Here is a 26,386-nt window from a genome sequence, read left to right as displayed (position 1 = left end):
GTGATTCTAGCAGTGCCAAGAGCATAAGGAATAGCAGTCTTTTTCGTTTGGTCAAAAAATACCCGATAACCGCGTGCGAATTTAAGTTTTTTTGCATTTGTTACTAACTCGTTAGTATTCTTGGGTTTATTTATTATCGGAAAGGCCCATGTCGCCGAATCTGCTTGCGATACTTCCCCTGTTATTAACCCTAGTGTTAGCCCTTTGGCTGCGGCGTACCTTAGTGGCGCTGGGTGTCGGTATCATCTCGGGCGCTTTAATCATTGCCAAGTTCGATATCCTGCAAAGCTTGGGCTATCTCTTGGAAATAGGCGCTAAGCAGTTTTACAGCCAAGACGCTTGGCAGTGGTGGCATTTAAACGTGCTGACGGCCATGTTACTGCTGGGCAGCATGACGCAGCTCCTCGCCAGAAGCGGTGCGGTCGAGCAATTTGGTGATTGGCTATATCGACGTATTCGCACGGGGCGACAGGCGCGTATTGGTGTGGTGCTGTTGGGTTGGTTGGTCTTTATCGACGGTATTTTTAGTTGCCTCGCTGTGGGGCATGTGTGCCAACCTTTGAGCCAGCGTTATGGTATCCGGCAGACGCAGCTGGCCTATTTAGTCGACTCTAATGCGTCGCCGCTCTGTTCACTCTTGCCTTTTTCTAGCTGGGGTCCCTATGTGATGGCGCTGCTGGCGGGACTCAGCATTTTACCCGTTTCTGCCCTTGAAGCCTTTATCGACGTCGCCCTATCCAATTTTTATGCGATAACCACCTTAGGCTTGTCGCTGATTGTGGCTTGGTTTGGGATAGGATTTCGCCCCATCGAGAAGGCGCTATTGGCGGCTGAGCCCGTTGAGCCAAGTTTATCGCCTTCAAAGGGGAATCCTTGGCTGCTTGCGATCCCTATGCTGACCTTACTGGGCGCCTCAGTCGGTTTAACTCTCTGGTCTGGCGCGCAGCAGGTGCCATCATGGGATATTTCGGCCTGGTTAGCCAAGGCCGATATTGGCGCGGCGATGCGCGATGCTTGTCTGTTATCGACCTTAGTGACGCTAGTGTTGTTGATGTTGTCGGGCCGAAGCATAGGGAAACTGCTGGGGGACTTGGCGCATGGGGTGCGGATGATCGCCTTTGCCATCGCGATTTTACTCTGTACTTGGATGATAGGCGCGGTGATCCAAGATCTGGGCGTGGCGAGCTTGTTGGCGGCTTGGGCTAAATTGTATTTATCCCCGAGTCTGCTGGTGGCGGGGATGTTCCTGCTCTGCGCTATCATGGCCTTTGCCACTGGCTCAAGCTGGGGCACCTTCGCGATTATGATCCCCATCGGCGGGGAAATTGCCCATAACATGGATGCTAGCTTGCTGTTACCTGTATTGAGTGCGGTGATGGCGGGCTCGGTATTTGGCGATCATTGCTCACCGATTTCCGATACTAGCGTGCTGAGCGCGACGAGCTCAGGCTGCTTACCCCATGACCATGTGGTGACTCAACTGCCCTTTGCGTTAATTGGGGCGGGTGCGGCATTAGTGGGATTTCAGTTAGTTAACTTATCGGTTGCAACCCTATTAGTGTGGTGCGGGGTTATAGGTACTGCGCTTGGGTTATTGGCCTTAATGACACGCTTTTATCCACCTTGGGTGAGCGCACGTTCGCAGACAAACTGAGCCTTTCGGGGTAGAATGCCCGCCAGAATTAACCATTTGATTTAAGAGATTATCCCTATGAGCATTACCCGTTTAGATGTTGGTACACGTATGAGCAGCATAGTGATCCACCAAGGCACAGTGTACTTATGTGGCCAAGTGGCAAAGGACAAGTATCAAAACATCACCGAACAAACGACGACTATGCTAGAGGAAGTCGACACCCTGTTAGCGCAGGCGGGCAGTTCTCGGGAGCACTTGTTGTCAGCCACTATCTATTTAAAAGATATGAATGACTACGATGCCATGAATGCCGTTTGGGATGCTTGGGTGCCACAGGGTCATGCGCCAGCCCGTGCCTGTGTGCAGGCGGCGATTGCCGAGCCAGAATACCTGGTTGAAATTTCTGTGATTGCCGCAGTCGCTAAGGCGTAACTCGCTATCTTATCTCAGTAAGTAGTAAAGCTAAGTTGAACTTGGCTTTACTCGTCCTCAACCATTGCAGCCTCAAATGATGCTGCACATCTATCGTGACAAAGTGACGCAACGCAACCTTCAATTAGAACGCGATCTTTAGTTATAACAATCGCTTCAGTTAGAAATAGCGGGCTAAGTTTGCCGGAATATTGGGGCTGTGCGAGGGATACTGCGCCAGCAAGCCTTGGGAAATGGCCTCAATATCCAGCGTTGGTAAACTTTGCTCTATGATGCTCGCAGCCCAAGGTGCGTGGAGCTTGAGTTGATGATAATCCTCAGTTTCGACAAACCGTTCCAACGAATAACGGCTGCCGCCTAATCCGTGTCCCCAACCTTCGCTGACGTCAAAGGGGGAATCGAGTCGCTTGCTATCAAACTCCACCAAGTAGGGGGATTGGCCGTGGTGACCACCAGTCCAATCGCCTAAGTCCAATAACAGAATCATCCTTGCCATTGAGTTATGCTCCTTTGCTACTGGCTGGCAATCATAACACGGCCAAAACTGGCATGGGGATCCGTGGGGGTGATGGCGATAATGCTATCTAGCCGCAGTGTCTGCTGGCCCGCTTGATGTTCGACGACCAGCCATTCGGTCTTATCGGCGTGGGTCTGGGTTGTGATTGCCCGTGCTTGGCAAAGGCTGCCGTCCTGCAGCTCAATGTCGAGGCGATAGCCGTGCATACAAGCTAGCTCAAGGTAGTCGTAGTGGGCACAGGGGATCATTTTGTAGTCAGACATCATCTTTCCTCTGGTGTGAATGATTTGGATGCGATTCAAGGTCTTCTTCTCTATTAAGGGAGGAGAAATAATGAAACGCATCCTATTAGCGAGCATCTTGTTCTGGCAGCTGTTGCAACCCGTGCTTGCTCAAACCTTGGCACCTTTTGAAGTGCAAAGTGCCGTGACCCGCCCCTATATTATCGAACTTTATACGTCACAGGGCTGCAGTAGTTGTCCGCCCGCCGAAGCTTGGTTAGCTGAGCAATTTAATAAGACCGACCTATGGCAGAAATATTTTCCATTAGCCTTTCATGTCACCTATTGGGATTACCTAGGGTGGAAGGATATTTTTGGCCAAAGGGCTTTCAGTGATCGCCAATATCAGCATTTAAACCAAAAGCATACGCGGCAAGTGTATACACCACAGTTTGTGATTAATGCTAAGGAGTGGCGTGGTTGGTTCTCGGGTGAGTTAAACGGGATATTTGCTATGCCTCAGCCTGAGGTCGGTGTGCTTAAGGTGCGCATCGCCAATCAGCAACTTGAGGCGAGTTTTGCACCGCAGCCCAGTTGGTCGCAGGATAAAGACTTACATCAAGCGCGTTTGCACTTGGCCTTGGTCGGTTCGGGGTTTACGACTGAGATAAAGCGCGGCGAGAATCGCCATAAACAATTACCCCATGATTTTGTGGTGCTGAGTTTGCAATCTCTGCCCGAGACGGCTGTGTTTGCGGGCGCAATTGAGCCTACGCTGCAGTTTTCTCAACCCCTCAATGCCATTCCCGCATCAGCGTTTAACGCGCCCCGTCTGGCGTGGGTGGTCTGGTTAACGCTAAATGAAGAACCCATACAAGCCGTGGGCGGCTGGCTTGAGGCGCAGCAGGGCGAAATCCAAAGTCAATAAGCGAGTATGAATGAGGCTATTTGCCCTAACGGCAAGTTGTTAAGACATCTTTTTAACAGCTTATTTTATCGGCTAAGACTTTTAGATGAATCTCACCTATTGACTTTATTCCTGCCGCTACCTAGTCTGCTTGTTCAGTAATCAAGGTGGTATGCGATGGAAATAAAATACGATTTAAAACCTGCGTCCGAACGCCGTACTGAGCAATTCAAGCCCGAAGGAAATGTGGGCTTCGGTAGCCTCAGAACCGATCATATGTTTTTAATGGATTATCGCGATGGTGAATGGCGCGATCCACGTATTGTGCCCTACGGTCCGTTTGAAATGGCACCGGGCGCGATGGCCCTGCATTATGGTCAGTCAATCTTCGAAGGCGCCAAGGCCTTTATGCATGAAGATGGTGAAATTTACACTTTCCGTATCAACAAAAACGCTGAGCGTATGAATCGCTCTGCGGATATTGTCTGTATTCCTAATATCGATGAGCAGATGCAAATCGATGCGATCAACGCCTTGATCGACGTAGACCGTCTCTGGTTCCCGATGCAAGAAGGTGCCTGTTTATACATTCGCCCCTTTATTTTTGCGACCGAAGATCGTCTGTCTGTGAGTCCTAGTACGCGCTACACATTCTGCGTGGTGTTAAGCCCTAGTGGTGCTTACTACGCGGCGGGTGTGAATAAAGGCATTCGTCTGCTGATCAGCAAGACTTACCATCGCGCCGTGTCGGGTGGTACTGGTGCCTCTAAAGCGGCGGGTAACTATGCCGCCTCATTACGTGCCGGTAAAGCTGCCGCGCAGTTTGGTGCTTCGCAGGTGCTGTATTTAGATGCCAACAACCAACAGATTGAAGAAGCGGGCGCCATGAACCACTTCCACATTCTGAAAGACGGCACAGTGATTATTCCAACCTTCACCGATACCATCTTAAAATCCATTACCTCGCAATCCATTATGGAGCTGGGTGAGTTACTCGGCTGCGAAGTGCGCCAAGAGACTGTTATGCTGGATAAGTTTATCGCCGATATCGAGTCCGGTGAGATTATCGAAGCAGGTGGTTTTGGTACGGCCGCCGTAGTGTCTGCTGTCGGTTCCTATATTTTTGAAGATGGTCGAGTGGTGACCGTGGGCAACGGTGAAGTGGGTGAGCATATTCAGCGCATCTATAAGCTGTATACCGATATCCAAAAAGGCCATATCCAGGGCCCGGATGGCTGGGTGAAACGTGTTGAGCGTGTAGCACCTTAATCGTCAGATTAATCAATAAAATAAGGCTCCTTTAGGGAGCCTTATTTTTTATCTGGTTTTATTTTATCCGTTGTTGCAACAGCGCTAAGCAATCTTGGGCACTGAGCGGTTTACTCAGCAGGAAGCCCTGTACCTGATCGCAACCTTGCAGCGCTAAGAAGTTCAGCTGCTCTTGGGTTTCTACCCCTTCCGCCACCACATTTAACTCTAGGCTGTGGGCGAGGGCGATAATCGCACTGGTAATGGCCGCATCGTCGGGGTCATTGGTAATGTCGCGCACAAACTCACGGTCAATCTTTAAGGTATCGATGGGAAAACGTTTTAGATAACTCAAGCTTGAGTAACCGGTACCGAAATCATCCACGGCGATGGTCAAACCTAACGCCTTGAGTTTAGAGAGGATATTCACCGACTCCTGCGGATTACCCATGATCATCGACTCGGTTAATTCCAGCTCGAGCGCCTTGGCGGGCAGGCCCGATACCGCAAGGGCGACTTCGATGGTTGAGATAATATCGGCCTTCAATTGCCGCGCTGACAGGTTCACTGCCATGCTGATATCGCCAAAGCCTAACTCACTCCACTCGGCAAGCTGTTGGCAGGCGTGGTTGATCACCCAATGGCCAATCTGGTTAATAATGCCGGTTTCCTCCGCCAGCGGAATAAATTCGGCGGGTGAGATGGGGCCTAATTCGGAATGGTGCCAGCGTAGCAGCGCCTCGAGTCCGGTCAGAGAACCTTTGCGCAGGCAGAATTTGGGCTGATAGACCAAGCTTAACTCGTTGCGAGAAATAGCCTGTTTAAGCCCCGCCTCGAGTTGCACATGGCGTGTTGCCATCTCATTGAGTTTATTGGTGTAAAACTGGAAGTTATTCCGCCCGAGCGCCTTAGCGTGGTACATGGCAGTGTCGGCAAACTTAATCAGCGAATCCACATCTTCTGCATCGTTGGGATAGAGGCTGATACCAATCGAGGTCGAAATGGTCAGTGACTTATCATCGAGTAAGAAGGGCGCTTGGAAGGCTTTGAGCACTTTCTCGGAGATCAGCGTCGCCGCTTTGGTTTTCGCCACGCCTTCTAAAATAATAGTAAATTCATCGCCACCTAAGCGGGCCACAGTGTCCCCTTCGCGGACGGCATTTTGCAGTCTGTGGGCCACGGCTTTGAGGAGCAGATCGCCAATATGGTGCCCCATGGAGTCATTGATATGCTTAAAGCGGTCGAGATCTAAAAACAGCAGTGCGACGATATTATTCGACCTATGGGCTTGAGATATGGCGTGGTTGAGCCTGTCCTGGAATAAGGTGCGATTCGGCAGTCCAGTCAAGGTGTCGAAACTGGCAAGGAAGCGGAGATCCTCTTCGGCCTTTTTACGCTCTGTGATATCGGTAAACACCGCCACAAAGTGGCTAGTTTCGCCTTTTACATCGATCACTTGGTTGATCTCAAGCCACACCAGAATCGCCTTACGCGCCCTGTTGCGGATCCAAATTTCACCCGCCCAATGTTTATGGCGTAGCAGTTGCTGCTCAATACTGTTGAACAGATCTCGCTGCTGCCGGCTGTAGGCTAAGTGAATTAAATATTTATCACTGATTTGCCGCTCCGAATATCCGGTAATCGCGCTAAAGGCGGGGTTTACCGAGCGGATACGATAGTCTAAACCTGCTACCACAACGGCTTCGTTCATGCTGTTAAGCACTTGGGAGGAGAGCACCAGCTCATTCTCGATCAGCTTGCGGGAGGTGATATTACGGGTGGTGCCCGTCATCCGCATGGGCTGTTCCTGGTTATTGGTCTCAACCACTTTGCCGCGCTCGAGGATCCACAGCCAGTTGCCCGGTGAGTGCTCGATGCGATATTCCATTTCAAAAAACGGTGTGCGCCCTTGTAAATGGTCGGTCAAGACTTGTTTAAAGCGCTCTCTATCCTCTGGGTGAGCATTGTCGTGCAGCAGCGTGTGGCTGCTCCACTGGGAAACCGGAATATCCGTATGAGTACGATAGACCTGCTGTTCTTGGATATTCCAGTCCCACATGCCATCGCCCGAGGCCCACAGTGCCAGTTTGAGTCGTTCTTCTGAGGCACGGATGCTGGTTTCAAACTCTTGTTGCTGTTCGCGCTTCTGTTTACGCCACAACACTATCCAGCCCAGTAGCCCAAGTGCTAGCAGGACATAGAGTGCATAGGCAATTTGCGAGCGATAGAAGGGCGCTTTGACCGTTAAATTGACCAGCAGCGCATAGCTGCCCTCGCTGTTGTACTCCAAAGAATGGCGAACATGGAGCACATAGTGGCCGGGGTTGATATTGGTAAAGGTGATTTCATTCCCCGAGGGCAGATCATGCCATTGGTTATCAAACCCTTCGAGATAATAACTAAAGCGATTTTTCCCCGTGTAACTGAAATCGAGGGAAGTGACCTCAAAGCTGACGAGCTGGTCGTCATAGTTCATCAGGATTTTAGGCGGATGGCTAAGATCGAGGATAGTGTGCCTCTTACCCGCAATTTTATAGGCCGTTAGGGCGACTTTGGCTTCGCTTCTTTGGTCGGGTATCGCCTTAGGATTAAAGCGGTTGATGCCGTTAATGCCACCAAACCAGAGGTCGCCATCGCTGTCTTTGAGTTTGACGCCGCCGTTAAACTCCAACGCCTGCAAACCTTCTTGCTCGTTGAAGTTGATGATTTTGCCATTGGTGGGATTCAACTTGCCGATGCCCGCATTGCTGCTGAACCAAATATGGTGCTCATCGTCTTCGAGCAGGGCGTAAATCGTGTCGCTCGGCAGGCCTTGTTCGCGGGTGTAATCCCTAAAAACCATATCCTCGGCTTGAGCCGATAGCCTGCTAATACCGCCGTGGGTCGCGAACCAGACGTCGCCATTGCTTGCGACTAAAACGTCTCGAATCCGATTGTTAATAATGGTGTTTTTATTTTCTGGGTCATGGTAAAAGGCTTGGCCTTGACCCGTTTGCATATCGAGTTTAACTAAACCATTGAGTGAACCAATCCACAGAGTATTGCCGTCGGTTCTAAGTATCAGCAGTAGGTTTTGTGTGGGATGAAAATTCTCAATATCTGTGAGTGGGACAGAGGTAAACTCATCCTTTTCAAGCGCCTTTCGGTACAAGGCGTGGGAAGTTGCGACCCAGAGTTGGCCCTGAGCATCCAGCTCTAAGCTACGAATATAGTTCGCTTCTGAGGCTGGATCTTGGCTTTGAGTAAGCTTAAGCAGACTAAATTCACCGCTCGGAGTTAAGCGCCCTAAGCCATAATTGCTGGCAAACCAGAGCACGCCTTGCCTGTCTTGGGTGATCGCACGCAGGACAAGATTTAAATGGCGCGTTTCTTTACCGAGTGCCTTAGCAAAAGCCGAAGTGTAATGTTCATATTGTTTAGCATTGAAGGCTAAGCGCTTGAGGCCCGCGCCCTCGGTACCTATCCACAGTGCTTTATCCTGACTACGAAAAATGGTGCGGATATTATTGCTCTGCTGAGGTAATTCGGTTGTATATTCAAATAGATGTTGGAAGTACTGCCGACGGGTGTTGATCTTATTCAAGCCAGAATAACTTCCCCCGAGCCAGAGATTGCCGAAGGTGTCTTGCAATAAACAGAGGATATTATTGTCGCTGATACTGTTGGGACGCTGCATATCGTATTTATGGTAAGCCGCAACGAAACGCCCCGCCTCACGCTCTAGCTGGATAAGACCCGCTTCGGGACCGACCACCCAAAACTGTCCTTGGGGTGTTTGAATAAAATCCTTGAGGTAAGGAATATCGTCCTCTGCCTGCCAGAGAATACTTCCTTGGTGTGAAACCAAATCGTAATGCCATAGCTGATTGCCCAACGCTAAGGTGATGGCGCGAGTCGAATTCGCTTTAATCTGGTAGGCAGTCAGATCCTGCGGCACATTCAGCCTAGTGATGGCATTTGAACTCAGCGCAAAGGTGCCACTGGCCCTTGTTCCCGCTAGTAGATAGGTGTTTTCAACATTGGCGAGGCTAGTGATATGTGGCTCGACGCTGTTGCCGAGGGAGACTTGCGTGATCCGCTGAGTTTTAATCGACAGTGAAAACAACCCGCCTTGGGTACCAATCCACAGCGTATTGCCGACAATATTGAGCTTGGTCACTCTAGGATCGGTTAGGCCCTGTTCAAGGCCAAAGCGCTCAAAGGTCCCCGTATTGAGATCGAGCCGATTAACCCCTTGGCTAAAGGTGCCAATCCACAGATAACCTTCCGCATCTTGAATAATGTCGGAAATAAAGCTTTCTGAAATGCTGCTGGGATTATTTGGCGAATGAATAAAGAGATTGAAATTATAGCCATTGTAACTATGTAGGCCGTCCTGAGTTCCAATCCAAAGCATACCCGCACTGTCCATAAACAGGCTGGTAATTGTATTCTGATTTAAGCCTTCTTCGCTGCGGATATGTTCAAATTTCAGCTGTGTGTTAGCCGCATTTAAAGGTAATGCTGAGCCTGTGAGCGGCGCCCCGCACAAGCTTAGTAAGCAGAGCGCGCCGAAGAAAAGTTTAAGGACTGGATGGCTCAAAATTACCCCTATCAAAACCCATTAACCCATTACTGGGAGGTATTATGCATTTACCTTGGGGATGCCGCGTGTAGTGCAACGAAAGACGCAGCTCAGTTAAATTTCAAAATTAATAATCAGTATATTCACGGATTTATAGGACGCAAAATGCTTGTTGTTATTATTTGCTGTCGGGGGGATTTTAGCAGTTTTTACCGTATGTCGACACAAGCTGATAACACGATGAGACAAATAAAAAAAGACCTTGCCGGAAGGGGGAGAAGCAAGGTCTTTGGTTGAACTCTTTTCTTGGCTTAAGCCGTAGGTACGCGAACAAAGCCTTCCATTAGCACGCGCGCACTGCGGCTCATTATGGCTTTAACCACAGTCCATTCACCGTTTGCTTGCATGGCCTGGGCACCCACTCGTAAGGTGCCCGATGGGTGACCAAAGCGCACCGCTTCTTTTTCACCACCGCCAGCCGCGAGATTCACTAAAGTGCCGGGAATCGCCGCAGCCGTGCCAATCGCTACGGCTGCTGTGCCCATCATCGCATGGTGTAATTTCCCCATGGAAAGGGCGCGAACCAGCAGGTCGATTTCCTCTGCTGCGACAGCCTTACCACTTGATGACACATAGCTGCTGGGTTTCGCCACAAAGGCCACTTTGGGCGTATGTTGGCGTGATGCGGCCTCATCAATATGCTTGATAAGTCCCATACGCACCGCGCCGTGGGCACGAATGGTTTCAAATTTGGCAAGGGCGGCGTTATCGCTGTTGATATCGTCTTGCAGCTCAGTGCCCGTGTAGCCTAAGTCTTCGGCATTGATAAAGATGGTCGGGATGCCTGCATTAATCATGGTCGCATTAAAGCTGCCAATGCCCGGCACTTCTAACACATCCACTAAGTTGCCCGTGGGGAACATGCTGCCACCGTCTCCGTCTTCATCGGCGGCGGGATTCATAAATTCGATTTGCACTTCGGCTGCGGGGAAGGTCACGCCATCGAGCTCAAAATCACCGGTCTCTTGCACCATGCCATCGGTAATAGGCACGTGGGCAATAATGGTTTTACCAATATTGGCCTGCCAAATGCGTACGGTGCAGATACCGTTTTGTGGAATACGATCAGCATCAATCAGACCATTGCTAATGGCAAAGGCGCCGACGGCGGCGGTTAAGTTGCCACAATTTCCGCTCCAATCCACAAAGGGTTTGTCGATAGACACTTGGCCGAACAGATAGTCAACATCGTGGTCGGCTTGAGTACTTTTAGACAGGATCACCGTTTTGCTGGTGCTTGAGGTGGCGCCGCCCATACCGTCAATTTGTTTACCATAGGGATCTGGGCTGCCAATCACGCGAAGCAGCAGCGCATCGCGCGCAGGGCCTGGCACTTGGGCTGCCTCGGGTAAATCCAATAGATTGAAAAACACCCCTTTACTGGTGCCGCCGCGCATATAAGTTGCGGCCACTTTAATCTGAGGCGGGAAAAGATGATTACTCATGCTATTAACTCCAAGGGGAATAGCGATTTGTTAAACGCTGCGTTAGTCGCAAAGCGCGGCGTCTCAGTGTCGAGTTGCCGCCCCTTGTGCGATGTTAGTTGTTTTGCGGGTGTTATTTGTTTGCGAAAGTTACTTCAGATTTGACTCTAAAAAGTCCTGCGCAAAACGCTGTAGCACGCCGCCAGCCGAGTAGATAGACACTTCTTCTGCGGTATCTAAACGACAGGTCACGGGCACTTCGACACGCTCACCGTTTTTACGGGTGATGATAACGGTCAGATCTGCACGTGGCGCGATGTCACCATAAACGTCAAACACCTCGGTACCATCGATGCCGTAGGTCGCGCGATTCTCGCCCGCTTTAAATTCCAGCGGTAATACGCCCATACCCACTAAGTTAGTGCGGTGAATACGCTCGAAGCCTTCGGCAACAATCGCCTCAACCCCTGCTAAACGCACGCCCTTAGCGGCCCAGTCACGGGAAGAACCTTGACCGTAGTCTGCGCCGGCGATGATGATCAATGGCTGTTTGCGATCCATATAGGTTTCAATGGCTTCCCACATGCGGGTCACTTGGCCTTCCGGTTCGATACGCGCCAGTGAGCCTTGCTTCACCTTGCCATCGACAATCGCCATCTCGTTTTTGAGTTTAGGGTTGGCAAAGGTCGCGCGCTGCGCCGTTAGGTGGTCGCCCCTGTGGGTGGCATAGGAGTTAAAGTCTTCCTCTGGCAGGCCCATCTTATGCAGATATTCGCCCGCCGCGCTGTCCATCATGATCGCGTTCGATGGCGATAAATGGTCGGTGGTGATGTTGTCGCCTAATACCGCGAGTGGACGCATACCCTTGAGGGTACGCTCGCCCGCTAATGCGCCTTCCCAGTAGGGTGGGCGGCGGATATAGGTCGATTGTGGGCGCCAGTCATACAGTGGCGTAACCTTATCGCCGTAGTCGACGCTTAAATCAAACATGGGCTCGTAGACTTTACGGAACTGCTCAGGCTTAACGCTTTTCGCAATCACGGCATCGATTTCGGCATCGCTTGGCCAAATGTCGATAAGGCGAACTGGGTTGCCGTCTTTATCGTGGCCTAACACATCCTTCTCGATATCGAAGCGGATGGTGCCCGCAATCGCATAGGCCACCACTAATGGCGGTGATGCGAGGAAGGCTTGCTTAGCATAAGGGTGAATACGGCCGTCGAAGTTACGGTTACCGGATAATACGGCGGTGGCGTAAAGGTCGCGATCGATCACTTCCTGTTGGATAACAGGGTCTAAGGCGCCGCTCATGCCGTTACAAGTAGTACAGGCAAAACCAACGATTCCGAAGCCTAGAGATTCAAGCTCGGGTAAAAGATTGGCTTCTTCTAAATACAGTTGCACTGCCTTAGAGCCGGGAGCGAGTGAGGTTTTCACCCACGGTTTACGGCTTAAGCCCTTGGTATTAGCGTTACGTGCCAGCAGGCCCGCCGCAATCACGTTGCGTGGATTACTGGTGTTGGTGCAGCTGGTGATGGCGGCAATAATCACGGCGCCATCTGGCATTAAGCCGGGCTCGTTTTCAACTACGCCGCTAATGCCGCGCGCGGCAAGTTCAGAGGTTGGCACGCGGGCATGTGGGTTAGACGGACCCGCGATAGTGCGCACAACCGATGACAGATCAAAGTGCAGGGTACGTGGGTATTCTGCATGTTTAAGGTCATCGCTCCACAAACCTGTGGTCTTAGCATAGGTTTCAACCAGCTTAACTTGCTCGTCGCTACGGCCCGTGAGGGTTAAGTAGTCCAGCGTCTGTTGGTCGATATAGAACATGGCGGCGGTGGCGCCAAATTCTGGGGTCATGTTAGAGATGGTTGCGCGATCACCAAGAGTTAAGGCCTCTGCGCCTTCGCCGAAGAACTCTAAGTAGGATGAAACCACTTTTTCCTTACGCAGGAATTCGGTCAGGGCCAATACGATATCGGTAGCGGTAATGCCAGGCTGCGGTTTGCCCGTTAACTCAACGCCGATAATGTCTGGCAGACGCATATAAGAGGCGCGGCCTAACATCACGCTCTCGGCCTCAAGGCCACCCACACCAATAGCGATAACACCTAGTGCATCTACGTGTGGCGTGTGGCTGTCGGTGCCCACTAAGGTATCTGGGAAGGCAACGCCATCGCGTGCATGCACCACGGGTGACATACGCTCTAGGTTGATCTGGTGCATGATGCCGTTACCCTGAGGGATCACATCGATGTTTTTAAAGGCTTTTTGCGTCCAGTTGATAAAGTGGAATCTGTCTTCGTTACGTCTGTCTTCGATGGCGCGGTTTTTCGCAAACGCGTCCTTATCGAAGCCGCCGTATTCCACCGCCAGCGAGTGGTCAACAATCAGCTGGGTTGGCACCACAGGGTTAACCTGCGCAGGATCGCCACCCTTAGCGGCAATCGCATCGCGCAGACCCGCTAAGTCAACCAGTGCGGTTTGGCCCAAAATATCGTGGCACACGACGCGGGCAGGGAACCAAGGGAAATCCAATTCTTGTTTTGATTCAATAATTTGTTTTAGTGAGGCGGTTAGCGCCTCTGGCTCGCAGCGACGGACTAAGTTTTCAGCCAGTACACGAGAGGTGTAGGGCAGTTTCGCGTAGGCGCCTGGGCTGATGGCTTCAACGGCTTCACGGGTATCGAAATAGTCGAGTGCAGTGCCTGGTAAGGGCTTGCGATATAAGGTATTCATGGCTGTGGTCATAACCTAACCTATTCTTATTACATCAGTTCTCATTACATCAGTGCATAAACATTTGAGTTTGCACATTATTCACACTGGGTTCTGTTGGCAAAACTGACGCCTAAGCGCCAGTTTCTGTTGTGCCGATTAACGATCCGAAATCGGCACGACTTTACGTAACGCAACACCCACATAGTCGGCACTTGGGCGAATGATGCGGTTGTTTGAACGTTGTTCCATCACGTGCGCCGTCCAACCCGTTACCCGTGAACATACGAAGATTGGGGTAAATAGCTTGGTTGGAATGCCCATGAAGTGGTAAGCACTGGCGTGGAAGAAGTCGGCGTTACAGAAGAGTTTCTTCTGTTCCCACATCAGGGCTTCACAGGCGACCGATACGCGGTAGAGGCGATCGTCACCGTAATCGGCGGCCAGCTTTTCAGACCATTCTTTGATGATGGCGTTACGTGGGTCTGACTCACGGTAGATGGCGTGACCAAAGCCCATGATCTTCTCTTTACGCTCGAGTTTACCCATCAACACATCGCGGGCATCGGCTTCGTCTTTCATATCTTGGATCAGTTCCATCGCCGCTTCGTTAGCGCCGCCATGTAGCGGACCACGTAGCGAACCGATAGCACCTGTGACGCAGGAATGCATATCCGACAGGGTCGATGCACACACACGGGCGGTAAAGGTTGAAGCGTTAAACTCATGCTCTGCATACAGAATTAAGGATACGTCCATCACCTTAGCGTGCAGCGCCGATGGGGCTTTGCCGTGTAGCAGGTGCAGGAAGTGGGCACCGATTTGCTCATCATTAGTTTCGGTTTCGATGCGCACGCCATCGTGGCTAAAGCGATACCAGTAGCAGATGATCGATGGGAAGGCCGCCAGTAAACGGTCGGCAATTTGGCTTTGCTCGCTAAAGCTGTGCTCGGCTTCGAGGTTACCCAGCATAGAACAACCGGTACGCATCACATCCATTGGATGAGCGTCGGCAGGAATGCGCTCTAACACTTCTTTTAATGCCTGTGGCAGGCCGCGCATGCCTTTAAGTTTGGTTTTATAGGCATCGAGTTGTGCTGTGGTTGGCAACTCACCGTAGAGGATGAGGTGGGCGACTTCTTCAAAAGTCGCGTTTTCGGCCAGATCTTTCACATCGTAACCGCGGTAGGTCAGGCCACTGCCCGATACACCTACGGTACTTAATGCGGTTTCACCCGCGCTCTGGCCACGTAATCCTGCACCACTTAATTTTTTTGCGTCTGACATAATCCTTCCCTTCCGTTAACGCTATGGTTATTGCAGACAGGCTCAAAATTGGCCGTCTACCTTTTTGGTTAAAGCTGCATAATGTTGGCGAAATACTCGTTTCGGCCTTATGTAGGGTTGCAGCGTGTCGGTGATGCATGAGCCGTTATTTGAGGTCACGGCTCACGCATCTGGGTATCAGTAACAACGCGAAGCCAAAGCTTCTACTGACGTCCATGGTCTGTACTTATCTTTTACTTATCTTGGCTAAACAATTGGTCTAACTTGTCTTCAAAGGCGTGGTAGCCCAAGTACTTATACAGATCCGCTCGGGTCTGCATAGTGTCTAAGACATTGCGTTGATGACCATCATTCATCAGCGCTTGCATCACTTTCAGTGCGGCTTGGTTAGCGGCGCGGAAAGTGCCTAGTGGGTAAAGCACCATGTCGGCGCCCGCTTCGGCAAGTTCTTCTTTATTGAACAATTGGGTTTGGCCAAATTCGGTCATGTTCGCCAGGATTGGCGCGTTAACCTGAGCCTTGAAGTGACGGTATTGGTCGAGCTCAGTTAAGGCTTCGGCGAAAATCATATCGGCACCGGCGGCGATATAGGCTTTTGCACGTTCGATACCCGCTTCTAAACCTTCAACGGCAACCGCATCGGTACGCGCCATGATCACAAAGTTAGGATCGGTGCGGGCATCGACAGCGGCCTTGATACGGTCAACCATTTCTTCTGTGCTTACCACGGCCTTGTTGGGTCTGTGGCCACAACGTTTTTGCGATACTTGGTCTTCCATGTGCACGGCGGCAACACCAGCTTTTTCAAATTCTTTAATGGTGCGGGCGATGTTGAAAGCGCCGCCCCAACCTGTGTCGATATCGACCAGCAGTGGCAGCTTGGTTGCAGAGGTGATACGACCGGCGTCGATCAGCACGTCATTCATCGAGGTCATGCCTAAATCCGGTAAACCGTAGGAGGCGTTCGCTACACCCGCGCCCGACAGATACAGGGCTTGGAAACCCGTTTGCTCCGCCATCAGGGCGAAATAGGCATTGGTGGTGCCGACGATTTGCAGCGGTTTTGAGTTAGCAAGAGCTTGGCGAAAACGTAATCCTGCGCTTTGGGTCATGGTCTTGTCCTTATCCTGTTTAGGGTACTGAGTGTTCAGCATTGGATGCTTATGGGCCGCAACGCCTTAGTTAATATTGGCTAAGGTTTCTTTCGCGGCGGCGTTAGCTTGTAATTCAATCAAGCGTAATTCGGTATTTTTACGGCCTTGCTCAATATGGCGACGCATCAACAGGCTGGCGAGTTCGCCATCACGTTGTGCAATGGCCTCGACGATACGTCTATGTTCGGCAATGGCTTTTACTGGGCGATTCTTATTGGTGCACTGATAGCGATACATCCGCAGCAGGTGGTAGAGCCCGCCAATTAAGGTTTCTTGCAGATGCTTATTGCCGCTGGCTTGGATAATTTGATAGTGGAAGTCGACATCGCCTTCCTCTTGGAAATAGGTATCGCCATTGGCCAGCGCGGTTTCTTGCACGGCGAGCAGGTCTTGCAACTTCGCAAGCTGCTCTGGGGTAATACGGCTGGCGGCGAGTTCGCAGGCCATGCCTTCGAGCACGCTACGTAATTGATATAAATCGTTTAACTCGCTCACAGTCAGTTGAGCAACACGGGCACCGACATGGGGGGCGCGGACAACGAGACGTTGTCTCTCTAAGGTTTGCAGCGCCTCACGGGTCGGGCCACGACTGATGCCATATTTTTCGGCGAGGGCTTGCTCGTTGATCTTACTGCCCGCAGGCAGTTCGCCCTTGATGATGCTGGTTTGTATTTGCACCAAAATTTGATCAGCTAAGGTGGTCGACGATTTTTCGCTGGCGAGGGATTTCACCTTATTCGTTGGGCTCGTCGCGGCATGGGCCACTGAGCTTGGGGTGTCATCTGTTGGGAATATGGTCTCTTGCTTCAACATACTTCGAATCACTCGTTGATTGCTGGATTGTCGACAATGGGTAAAAAATAGTCCCGATAAAGGTTATTGTCAACAATGTGTTTACTTAGACGTAAGTCTATATATTTGGCTTAAATAATGCTAATCGATGTATTTATTGATTATTTTGTGTGTTTGTTGATTTTGATTATTTTTTCTTCTTTATTTTGTAATTGATAATTGTCGACAATTTTGGTGTTGAGTGATGTCTGATAGTGCGATAAAACGCAGCTTTTACCCCATTGCGACTTATTGAGTACAATGCTGAGAAGGTATCGGTTGGCACTCACAGGGTTAAGGCTCTCGGGGTTAAGGCATTAGGGGGACAGGATGGAGAAAATCCTCATTAGCAGTTGTTTGCTCGGGCAGGCGGTACGTTATGACGGCGGTCATAATCTGCTGCAAGACGAGTGGATGCTGCGATGGCAGCGAGAAGGCCGCATAGTGGCGTTTTGTCCTGAATGTGCGGGCGGATTACCCACACCAAGGCCTGCGGCCGAACGTGTCGGTGAGCTAGTGCTAACGGCGGAGGGGGAGGATGTAACAGCGGCCTTTAGGCTGGGGGCACAAAAGGCACTTATTCTGATTCAGGATCAAGGTATTAAGATTGCGATTTTAAAGGCGCGTAGTCCTTCCTGTGGCAATCAACATATTTATGATGGCACCTTCAGTAAACGTTTAATCGCAGGACGGGGAATGACGGCGGAATTACTGCAGGCGGCGGGTGTGAGCGTGTTTAATGAAACCGAATTAGCGCAAGTGGCAACGAGGCTGGCACAGCTTGAGGCGGAATCAGCGGGCTAGGTAAGCCTAACCCGCTATCGACTCACTTTACGTCAGTGAAGCTGTATTCGTAAATCTGTATTAGGGAAGCTGTGTGTGGGTGCTGGTGGCGCTATCCGTGAGTTGTCGATGTTGCAGTAATAGCGCATCGATTTGCTCGTCCTTCTCGACCCAAATTTGGTTTAACCAACGCTGAAACTCGACGCGGTACTCGGATTCGGCAAAGTAACGAGTCGCATCGACTTGCGGCACTGGTAAGGCGCGAACTCGCACCACAATCTTACGCACTTTGCCGTTCATCACGCCGAATAACACATCATCCGGGGCATCGGGATACACTAAGGTTACATCCAACAAATTGGTAAATTGCTCACCCATGGCCGACAGAGTAAAGGCAATTCCGCCAGCCTTGGGACGGAGTAAATTGCGGTAAGGTGAATCCTGACGCTGGCGTTTGTCTTCGGTAAAACGGCTGCCCTCAACATAGTTAATGATCGAGGTGGGCATATTTTTAAACTTCTCACAGGCGCGGCGAGTAGTGGCTAAATCTTTACCCTTAAGCTTTGGATTTTTCTTGAGTTTTGCCGGGCTAGTTCTGTCCATAAAGGGCATGTCGAGCGCCCAGCAACCTAGGCCCATAATAGGGACATAGATCAGCTCTTTCTTGAGGAAGAACTTCAGCATAGGGATATGGTTACGCAGCAGATAGGTCTGCGCGGCAATATCAAAGCCACTGAGGTGGTTACTGATTAACAAGTACCAGCCGTTTTTATCCAATCCTTCGAGGCCTTGGACATCCCACTCGATTTTGGCAATCAAATATAAAATGCCACCATTGCAGCTCGCCCATGCCCACATAAAACGGTTCATCAGTGCTGTTACGGCGTTGCGTGCACTTGGCACTGGCATCAGCATTTTCACTACACCACCGAGGCAAACCAAGGTTCCCCAAAGGGCGGTGTTAATGATCAGCAGGCTCAGACTGAGAATAAACAGCACTGGGCCGGGAAGGAAATTCAACATAGAGGTTTTACCTTACTTCTTGGTCCGCTTGGCCAGCCAGTTGGCTGAGCACTTGATCTTTAGCGAGCCAAATGTCGTTCAATTGTTCTTGGAAGCCAATTTTGAAATCACGGTCATTCATGTAGTCGCCACGCATGTCCGGCGCAATATCACTCACTTTGATGTGTACTTTAACCTTTGGCAGCTTGCCTGTCAGGTAGTCCCAAAAGCTAGGGACTGGGCCTGGGTAGTAAATCGCAACATCCACTAACTTGTGGATCTGTTCTCCCATCGCCGATAGCGCGAAGGCCATGCCACCCGCTTTAGGTTTTAACAGATGTTGGAACTGTGAGTTTTGCTTTTTATGTTTAGCCTTAGTAAAGCGCGTACCCTCGACAAAGTTCATCACACTGACGGGTTTTGTCTTAAATTTCGCGCAGGCTTTACGTGTAATTTCAATATCTTTGCCCTTAAGCTTTGGATTTTTCTTCAGCTGTGCCGTGCTATAGCGGCGCATAAAGGGAAAGTCTAATGCCCACCACGCCAGTCCTAATACTGGTACATAAAGCAGTTCCTGTTTGAGGAAGAACTTCAGGAAAGGAATGCGGCGGTTAAACACCCGTTGTAGGATTAAAATATCGACCCAAGACTGATGGTTAGCAATCACCATATACCATTCTTTGGTCGAGAATTGGGTGTCACCCGTGAGTTCGACGTCGACTGGGTGCAGCACTCGCTCAATCACGCCATTGACGCTGATCCAGGCACTCGCGCAAAAGTCGAGAAAGTAGCTGATGGCCGTTCTCAGTGGCGGCAGAGGGATAAGCTTTATCAGGCTGCCGAGCACTATAGGTATCACCCAAAACAAGGTATTCACGACATAGCCTAAGAAGGCAATGCAGCCTTTTAATTGTGAAAACAGCGTCCCCATTAGTGCCTCCTGATAAAAATTGGAGGCCTATGTTACTCGGTGTCGGCGTTTGGCTCAATCTTACGGCAGCTGGTCGGGGCATTTGTTAACATTTGGAGCCTCAATACTGCTGGGATAAGCGAGCTAATAGTTTGTCCATGGCGCGATAACCTAAGGCTTGGGCGAGGTGGCGCCGTTCGGTATTGGGGGCTTGCTCCAGATCGGCAATGGTGCGGGCAACACGTTGAATGCGATGGAAGCTGCGAACGGATAACCCGAGCTTGACGACACTCTGCTCTAAAAAGCCTAAGTCGGCGTCGCTGAGGCCACCGAATTGTTTTAGCTGTTTTCCCGAGAGTTCACTGTTGAGCATGCCAGCTCGCGCCAGTTGACTATCGCGGGCGCGTTTGACTCGCTTGGCTATTTCATCACTGGTTTCGCTGGCACTTGTTGGTTGTGTGAGTGTGCCCGCGGGGAGTTTTGGGACTTCGATGGTGAGGTCGAACCTATCTAAGAAAGGCCCCGAGAGTCTGGCGAGATAACGCTGAACCTGATCGGGTGTGGCGCGGTTCGCCCCTTCAATATCGCCGCTGGGACTGGGATTCATGGCGGCGATCAACTGAAAGCGGCTCAAAAAGGTTAACTTAGCGGCGGCGCGGGAGATCACTACTTCACCCGTTTCCATGGGTTCACGCAGGCAATCGAGCACCTTACGGGGGAACTCGGCGACTTCATCCAAAAACAACACCCCGCGATGGGCTAGGGAGATTTCCCCAGGTTTAGGAATGCTGCCACCGCCGACCAAGGAGATGGACGAACTGGTATGGTGCGGCGCGCGAAATGGCCGCTTCAAAAAATCCTGCGGTTTGATATTAATGCCCGCCACCGAATGAATGGCGGCGACCTCTAATGCCTCTTCGTAATTGAGTATGGGCAATAAGGCCATAATTCGGCTGGCTAACATGGTTTTGCCTGTGCCCGGCGGGCCGAGCATCAGTAAGTTATGGTTTCCGGCCGCAGCGATTTCGAGGGCTTGTTTGGCTTGATACTGGCCTATAACGTCGCTTAGACAAGGCTGGGTGGTTGGCGCCTCGTCGCTAATCCACTCGAGCTGTTGCTCGAGCATAGGCAGTGGCGCCTGTCCGTGGAGAAACGCGGCTAAGCTTTGCAAATGGGAAGCAAAATAGACGCCGTGATAGCCCACAAGCTCGGCATCGTGGCGATTCTCTAAGGGAAGAATTAACTGATTATTATGGCGTTTAGCCGCAATGATGGCGGGCAGTAACCCTTGGCAATGGCGTATCTGCCCTGAGAGCGCGAGCTCGCCAACAAATTCGGTATTTTTAAGGCTGCTGGCGGGGATTTGCTCCGAAGCCGCCAGAATGCCTATGGCGATGGGCAAATCGTAACGGCCCCCTTGTTTAGGCAAGTCCGCCGGCGCGAGATTAACCGTTATCCTGCGCATGGGGAATTCAAATCCCGCATTGATCAAAGCGCTGCGTACACGCTCGCGCGCTTCTTTGACCGAGGCTTCGGGTAAGCCCACCAGATTAAAGGCGGGTAGACCATTACTGAGATGCACTTCCACTATGACTTCTGGAGCCTCAACACCGCAACTGGCTCGGGTATGCACGCAGGCTATCGCCATAAACAAATCCTTTTGTTGATCTTTTTGCGCAGAATTTGAGTTTAGCAGTAATTTGCCTAAGGGTTTTCAATTCACTTGGCCGCTGTCCGCCAGAGTCGTAAGCGGCTGACTCAGGCGGTAGCGTTAGCGTGACAGCATTGGCAGCTTGAACGGTTAAGCGATAGCAAATATTTGATAGAAATGATAAAAAGCCAATATTGGAGCAGTGAGGTAAATATGGATATGTTGTTAGCAGAAAATTCCCCCATTCGTCAGCAGCTACTCGAGCAAAAGCTGGCACAGTTTAAAGACCCCAAGCTTGCCAACGTCCTTTCGGCGTTTATTCGCAGTAGTGTCGACCTCTATCCCTGTGCAAATGAAGACTATGCCCAGTTAGGTAACAGCCGACTAGGTGGATTGCCGGATTTGCCTGTCGGCATGGATTATCCGGTGACTCTGGTTGGAAGGGAGGAGATGCTGGATGCTTACGCTGAGGAATTCGACCACACTCGCGAGTATATCGAGGAGCATTATTGCTGGTCGCAGGATTGGGACTGGGACGAGGCGGCGCAGGCCTTTCGTGTGCCCATGCAATTTATCGCACAGCTCAACTGTAGCGAACTGAAGGCGTTTCAATCTTACTTGCCTCGAGAAGGGCGATTGTTGTTCTTTTTGGAGCGCTGGCGATTCTCGGAAATGCTTCGCGGCCATGTTTATTATGTCGCTGAAGATCAGCAACTGAACTCTGGGAAAGCGATTGCCGAACCTAAGTTCGACGATGCTGTATGTGCAAATTATGAGTATGAGGCGGCTTATCAACTTCAGGGGATTGCCAGCATTAAGATGATAGCCCCTGACATGATTAATAGTGACAACCCGCATTTAGTAAAGATAGCCAAGGCACGTTTACAAGCGCTACCAGAACCGCAACAAGCCATGGTGCTGGAAGCCCTTGAGGTTGTGGATGATGAATTGGTACCAGAGTGGCAAGATCAGCTCAAGGGCTATGAGCTGATACAATTGAATGAGCACGGGTTTATCCCTGGTCAGATTCTCACTCAATCGCAATGGGCTAATACCGACTGGCAGTCATCCAACTTGCAGGCATTGCTCGTCCCCGAGCAGCCGCTGCCGTATTACAATGGTATCGCCAGCATTAATGGACATGGTGATAGCCGCTATAAAGCCCCGGAGCTCCACGCCGCGACTGAGTTAGGCGGTAATGCCGAAGATTATCTGGTGCTGTTCAAAGCCGTCTATAGTGAGCACTCAATGCAGTTGAATTTTATTATCCACCAAGCGGATTTAGCGTTAGGCAAATTCGATCGCATTTACTGCATTTATGACAACTAGCAGAGCTATAACCAACCTTTTTGCTTGGCGATGCGGGCGGCATCGATTCGGTTGCTCGCATTGAGTTTGGCAATGGCTTCGGATAAATAGTTACGTACCGTGCCTTCGGCAATAAACAGCATCTCGGCTATCTCGGCGGTGGACTTGCCTTCACTGGCAAAACGTAGGGCGCGGCGCTCTTTATCATTGAGGGGATCGATATCGCCAATCGCCATGATTGCCAGCTCAGGATCGATAACCCGCTTACCCGCGATCACCTGTTGGATGGCGTTGACTAAGGTTTCCGAGGGCGCATCTTTCAGTAAAAAACCACCCACGCCCGCTTCAATGGCGCGTTTGATGTAACCTGCGCGGCCAAAGGTAGTGATAACTACGACCTTGGTATGGCTATGTTGTTCTTTCAACCAAGACGCTAATTCTAGGCCGGTGCGACCTGGCATTTCGATATCCGTCAGCAATAGGTCGAAATGTTGTTGTTTCAGCAGGCTTAAGGCTTCATCGCCATTGCTGGCTTGGGTGATGGTAAAACCACCCGCTAGGGTTAACAGTGCTGCGAGCGCACCGCGTACCATAGCCTGATCTTCCGCGAGAAGAATGTGCATTAATCTGTTGCTCCCTGCAAAGGTAAGCTGACGCTAAAGGCGTATCCCTGTTCAAGATCATAGCTTAAATGTCCCCCAAGGCTAGCGAGCCGCTCGCGGATCCCTGTTAGGCCGTTACCCTCGATAATAGGGCTTGTTGGGGCGTTATCTTGCACATCGACGATAAGGCTATCGGCCTGCTCGCGAAACTGAATGCGACATTGGCTGGCGCTGCTGTGGCGCAGAATATTATTCACCAGCTCGGTTAACACTAAACCGAGCTGACTCTCTGCTCTGGCGGATAATTTGGGTAACTCGCCTAGTAGCTCCACCACGATGCCCTTGTCCCTCAGGGTGTTACATAATTGAGTGACGCAGCTAGCCAACCCTTTATGTTTATAATCTGAGACCGTATGCCTTATTTGGCTCAAGCTCTCCCGAGCGATTTGTCCTAGCTCTTGCAACTGAGTGGTCGCTAATTGATATTCGTGTTTGGCGAGCAGTTTTTCCGCCAGTTCAGCCTTTAGGGCAATCGATGACAGACTGTGCCCCATGATATCGTGCAAGTCTCTGGCGATGCGCTCCCGTTCAACCATGGTCGCTAAGGTGCTGATCTCCTGCGCGCTTTGTCGCTCCTTCAATCTATGCTGATAACGTTTTTGCTCGGCAATCCCCAGCATGCCAACGCCGAAAACTAACGCTGAGCCATACACTGGGAAATACAAATTGTTGAACTGGCTAAAGTGGTTGAGTAGGAACAGTAAAACCAAAATCCCAAGCCAACTTAACAGGCTAACTCTGAGCGGATAGAAGAAGCCAATAAAGAAACTGGCAAAGGTAAAGAGAGAAATAGAGCCAGGATTGATGGGTGTGATGGCAATGGCCAGTAATAGCATGACGCTGATGGGTCGATAAGCCACTCGAGTATGGCAGCGATAGGCCCAAAAGTAGCTGTAAATAAAGGGAATAAGTACGGCTAAAATGAGTCCTATCTGCCAGCTCGGATAGGGCGTGACAAACAGCGGGATCAGATAAAACGCCAGGTTAATCAGGTAAACCCATGCGATTTTTTGTTCTATTTGCACTGAATGTTGAGTCATGACGCTTCGCCTAAGGCCAATAGCTGGCTACCGATGGCAGGATTGGCCGCAAACGTCAGCCAATCCTTTTGCCTGTTCAGGGGTTATTTTGCACTTATTTGCTGATTTTGTTGAAGTAAAAACTTAGCCCAACCATAATCTTTTTCCACTTGCAGCGCCTGTTGCCAATCTTTGATCGCCCCTTGGGCGTCACCTAACTCCTGTTTTGCGAGTCCGCGCCAAGTGTAAGCTTCGGCCTCACCCCAGCAAATGTCCTCGCAAGGTTGATTAAACCGCTCAATGGCGCTGCTGGCGAGGGTCTTTGCATGCAGCATGCTGCCACCAAACATGGCGGGCGTATTATAGGCGGCAATCGCTTTCACTAATGCGACTCGCGGATTAAGCGGTGCCAGCTGTTCGGCTTGGGCGATGGCATTGGCGGATCTAATCCCAAGTTCGGCACCTTTACTGTTATCCAAGGCGATTTGCATGCCGTAGACGGACGATAATAGCGCGAGGGACTCGGCATCGGCTTGGGTATTATTGAGGGTTTCTAAGCTGGTTTGAGCTGAGGCTAAGGCATTTTCTGCAATTGTTTTTTGTCCCATCACATTAGCGCTAATGGCTAAGCGGTAGTTGGCATAAGCCGCTTCGTAATCCTGCGTTGTTGTGCTGAGCTGTTGCAATTTTTCGATATTCAAGGTGCTTGCCGCTTTGTCGACTTCTGCGATATTGAGGCTCGAGTTGGAAGCCGCGAATACCGGCGTGCAGGCGAGGGCAAGGCTCGATAATAGTAAGAGTGTTTTCATGGTATTTCCTTATTGAAGTGATAACCCATTGCTTGGGGACGGCTTCATTATCAGAAATACCTTGGCCTGAGTGCAGACACAAAGGTCATCAATTGGGCATGACAAATGTCATGTCTTAAGCCTAAAAGCAAAACACCGGAGAGGCTCCGGTGTTTTGTAAGATGAGGCGCTGCGCGTTATACGACGGCTTGAGTGCTGGCTTGGTTGACTAGGTAAACCATGTAGCCTAAGTAAGCGACAAGCAGCGTGGCACCTTCACGGCGACCGATACGCAGACCTGACCAAGCGAAGGGTAAAATCACTACGGCTAAGGCGAGCATCACGATAAAGTCGAAGGATTGGAAACCTAGGGCCGATACCGGGTGCACAATCGCAGTCACACCTAAAATACCTAAAATGTTGAATAGGTTAGAGCCAACCACGTTACCGATAGCGATATCGCTCTCACCTTTGAGCGCCGCTAAAACAGAGGTCACTAACTCGGGCATACTGGTGCCGATAGCGACAATGGTTAAGCCGATAATGACTTCGCTCACGCCAAATACCTTGGCTAAATCGACCGCGCCATTCACAAATAAAATCCCGCCACCGACTAACATGCCGATGCCTACCACAATAAATGCTACTGATAGTAATGGGTTTTTAGGGCCTTCTTCGATGATTTCGCCGTCGGCATCTGTGGTGTTTTTCGAGCTGAAATAGCTGAATACTAGGTAGCCAACAAGCAGTGATAATAAAATCACGCCGTCAATCAGGCTGAGTTCGCCATCAAATAACAATCCCCAAAACAGCATAGAGGCGAGGATCATCAAGGGGATATCCCGTCTTACCATTTGTGACTGTACTTGAATCGGGCGAATAAGCGCAGTTATCGCCAAAATCAAACCAATGTTAGCAATGTTCGAGCCAATCACGTTACCCAGTGCAATGCCGCTATTGCCCGCCAGAGCTGACTTAACACTCACCGCAAGTTCGGGCGCGCTGGTACCAAAGGCCACAATGGTTAAGCCGATGATGAGGGGCGTGATGCCAAGACGTAGGGCGATCGAGCTCGCGCCACGGACTAAGGCTTCTGCGCCTAAGGTTAAAATGATAAAGCCGCCGATAATTGAAAGTGCAATGAGCATTTTAGACTCTGTTAAACCTGATTGAGTGAATTGATTTAAGGTGTATCAGCTTATGCTGACAGGCGCACATGATACGTGTTTTTCAACCGTTTTGACAGAATATGTCATAAAAA

21 protein-coding genes are annotated in these 26,386 nt (G+C 50.6%); 6 read left to right on the top strand and 15 right to left on the bottom strand.

The genetic code is table 11. The features are described 5' to 3' along the window. The first annotated feature begins 148 nt into the window (after positions 1 to 148). Both K0H59_RS19330 and K0H59_RS19325 read left to right on the top strand, forming a co-directional pair. Positions 149 to 1,654: a Na+/H+ antiporter NhaC family protein gene (locus K0H59_RS19330; protein WP_220054083.1), complete on the top strand. Its 1,506-nt coding sequence runs from the start codon at positions 149 to 151 to the stop codon at positions 1,652 to 1,654. A 57-nt stretch (positions 1,655 to 1,711) separates the two neighbouring features. Next, on the top strand, positions 1,712 to 2,068 hold the full coding sequence (locus K0H59_RS19325) for a RidA family protein (protein WP_220054082.1): 357 nt from the start codon (positions 1,712 to 1,714) through the stop codon (positions 2,066 to 2,068). Positions 2,069 to 2,228: 160 nt separating this feature from the next. On the opposite strand, the gene K0H59_RS19320 is transcribed toward K0H59_RS19325, so the two are convergent. Next, entirely contained in the window at positions 2,229 to 2,564 is a 336-nt protein-coding gene (locus K0H59_RS19320) for a hypothetical protein (RefSeq protein ID WP_220054081.1), read from the bottom strand. A 17-nt stretch (positions 2,565 to 2,581) separates the two neighbouring features. Continuing rightward, entirely contained in the window at positions 2,582 to 2,848 is a 267-nt protein-coding gene (locus K0H59_RS19315) for a Rho-binding antiterminator (protein WP_011624863.1), read from the bottom strand. A 70-nt stretch (positions 2,849 to 2,918) separates the two neighbouring features. Here K0H59_RS19315 and K0H59_RS19310 point away from each other — a divergent pair, with 70 nt between their 5' ends. After that, complete coding sequence (locus K0H59_RS19310; protein ID WP_258405863.1) at positions 2,919 to 3,734, top strand: DUF1223 domain-containing protein; 816 nt, start codon at positions 2,919 to 2,921, stop codon at positions 3,732 to 3,734. A 156-nt stretch (positions 3,735 to 3,890) separates the two neighbouring features. Next, entirely contained in the window at positions 3,891 to 4,982 is a 1,092-nt protein-coding gene (locus K0H59_RS19305; protein ID WP_011624359.1) for a branched-chain amino acid aminotransferase, read from the top strand. A 58-nt stretch (positions 4,983 to 5,040) separates the two neighbouring features. Here the strand turns inward: K0H59_RS19305 and K0H59_RS19300 are convergent, their stop codons facing one another. The 6 genes from K0H59_RS19300 to K0H59_RS19275 all read right to left on the bottom strand — a co-directional run bounded on the left by K0H59_RS19300 (position 5,041) and on the right by K0H59_RS19275 (position 16,984). Continuing rightward, entirely contained in the window at positions 5,041 to 9,558 is a 4,518-nt protein-coding gene (locus K0H59_RS19300; protein ID WP_220054079.1) for an EAL domain-containing protein, read from the bottom strand. Positions 9,559 to 9,836: 278 nt separating this feature from the next. After that, complete coding sequence (prpF, locus tag K0H59_RS19295) at positions 9,837 to 11,030, bottom strand: 2-methylaconitate cis-trans isomerase PrpF (protein ID WP_220054078.1); 1,194 nt, start codon at positions 11,028 to 11,030, stop codon at positions 9,837 to 9,839. Between the two features lie 129 nt (positions 11,031 to 11,159). Beyond that, the gene (acnD, locus tag K0H59_RS19290; protein WP_220054077.1) at positions 11,160 to 13,763 is read right to left on the bottom strand and encodes a Fe/S-dependent 2-methylisocitrate dehydratase AcnD; all 2,604 of its coding nucleotides are present in this window, start codon (positions 13,761 to 13,763) and stop codon (positions 11,160 to 11,162) included. A gap of 126 nt (positions 13,764 to 13,889) precedes the next feature. After that, positions 13,890 to 15,017 carry a 2-methylcitrate synthase gene (prpC, locus tag K0H59_RS19285; protein ID WP_220054076.1) on the bottom strand — a complete coding sequence of 376 codons (1,128 nt, stop codon included), beginning with the start codon at positions 15,015 to 15,017 and terminating at the stop codon, positions 13,890 to 13,892. Positions 15,018 to 15,250: 233 nt separating this feature from the next. Beyond that, the gene (gene prpB / locus K0H59_RS19280) at positions 15,251 to 16,129 is read right to left on the bottom strand and encodes a methylisocitrate lyase (protein ID WP_089066750.1); all 879 of its coding nucleotides are present in this window, start codon (positions 16,127 to 16,129) and stop codon (positions 15,251 to 15,253) included. 66 nt (positions 16,130 to 16,195) lie between these two features. Continuing rightward, complete coding sequence (locus tag K0H59_RS19275; RefSeq protein WP_109287226.1) at positions 16,196 to 16,984, bottom strand: GntR family transcriptional regulator; 789 nt, start codon at positions 16,982 to 16,984, stop codon at positions 16,196 to 16,198. A gap of 348 nt (positions 16,985 to 17,332) precedes the next feature. Between K0H59_RS19275 and K0H59_RS19270 the strand changes: the two genes are divergently transcribed. Further along, the gene (locus tag K0H59_RS19270; RefSeq protein WP_220054075.1) at positions 17,333 to 17,806 is read left to right on the top strand and encodes a DUF523 domain-containing protein; all 474 of its coding nucleotides are present in this window, start codon (positions 17,333 to 17,335) and stop codon (positions 17,804 to 17,806) included. Between the two features lie 60 nt (positions 17,807 to 17,866). Here K0H59_RS19270 and K0H59_RS19265 read toward each other — a convergent pair whose 3' ends face one another. The 3 genes from K0H59_RS19265 to K0H59_RS19255 all read right to left on the bottom strand — a co-directional run bounded on the left by K0H59_RS19265 (position 17,867) and on the right by K0H59_RS19255 (position 21,345). Beyond that, positions 17,867 to 18,808, bottom strand: a complete 942-nt coding sequence (locus tag K0H59_RS19265; RefSeq protein ID WP_220054074.1) for an acyltransferase — start codon at positions 18,806 to 18,808, stop codon at positions 17,867 to 17,869. 7 nt (positions 18,809 to 18,815) lie between these two features. Beyond that, positions 18,816 to 19,718 (bottom strand): acyltransferase, encoded by a 903-nt coding sequence (locus K0H59_RS19260; RefSeq protein WP_088212274.1) that lies wholly within the window; start codon positions 19,716 to 19,718, stop codon positions 18,816 to 18,818. A 100-nt stretch (positions 19,719 to 19,818) separates the two neighbouring features. Further along, positions 19,819 to 21,345, bottom strand: coding sequence for a YifB family Mg chelatase-like AAA ATPase (locus K0H59_RS19255; RefSeq protein ID WP_088212275.1), 1,527 nt, complete (start codon positions 21,343 to 21,345; stop codon positions 19,819 to 19,821). A 216-nt stretch (positions 21,346 to 21,561) separates the two neighbouring features. Here K0H59_RS19255 and K0H59_RS19250 point away from each other — a divergent pair, with 216 nt between their 5' ends. Beyond that, entirely contained in the window at positions 21,562 to 22,677 is a 1,116-nt protein-coding gene (locus K0H59_RS19250) for a DUF1963 domain-containing protein (RefSeq protein ID WP_220054073.1), read from the top strand. A 5-nt stretch (positions 22,678 to 22,682) separates the two neighbouring features. Here the strand turns inward: K0H59_RS19250 and K0H59_RS19245 are convergent, their stop codons facing one another. The 4 genes from K0H59_RS19245 to K0H59_RS19230 form a co-directional block, all read right to left on the bottom strand. Then, positions 22,683 to 23,279 carry a DNA-binding response regulator gene (locus K0H59_RS19245; RefSeq protein ID WP_088212277.1) on the bottom strand — a complete coding sequence of 199 codons (597 nt, stop codon included), beginning with the start codon at positions 23,277 to 23,279 and terminating at the stop codon, positions 22,683 to 22,685. Then, on the bottom strand, positions 23,279 to 24,358 hold the full coding sequence (locus K0H59_RS19240; RefSeq protein ID WP_220054072.1) for a sensor histidine kinase: 1,080 nt from the start codon (positions 24,356 to 24,358) through the stop codon (positions 23,279 to 23,281). Before K0H59_RS19240 ends, K0H59_RS19245 begins: the two co-directional genes overlap by 1 nt. A gap of 83 nt (positions 24,359 to 24,441) precedes the next feature. After that, positions 24,442 to 25,146, bottom strand: a complete 705-nt coding sequence (locus K0H59_RS19235) for a hypothetical protein (protein WP_220054071.1) — start codon at positions 25,144 to 25,146, stop codon at positions 24,442 to 24,444. Positions 25,147 to 25,322: 176 nt separating this feature from the next. Beyond that, positions 25,323 to 26,273, bottom strand: a complete 951-nt coding sequence (locus K0H59_RS19230; RefSeq protein WP_220054070.1) for a calcium/sodium antiporter — start codon at positions 26,271 to 26,273, stop codon at positions 25,323 to 25,325. Between the last annotated feature and the right edge of the window lie 113 nt (positions 26,274 to 26,386).

The organism is Shewanella sp. FJAT-51649, from assembly GCF_019457435.1.
Lineage (GTDB): Bacteria > Pseudomonadota > Gammaproteobacteria > Enterobacterales > Shewanellaceae > Shewanella > Shewanella mangrovisoli.
Note: the sequence above shows the minus strand (reverse complement) of the source record. Positions and strands in the feature narration are given on the sequence as shown.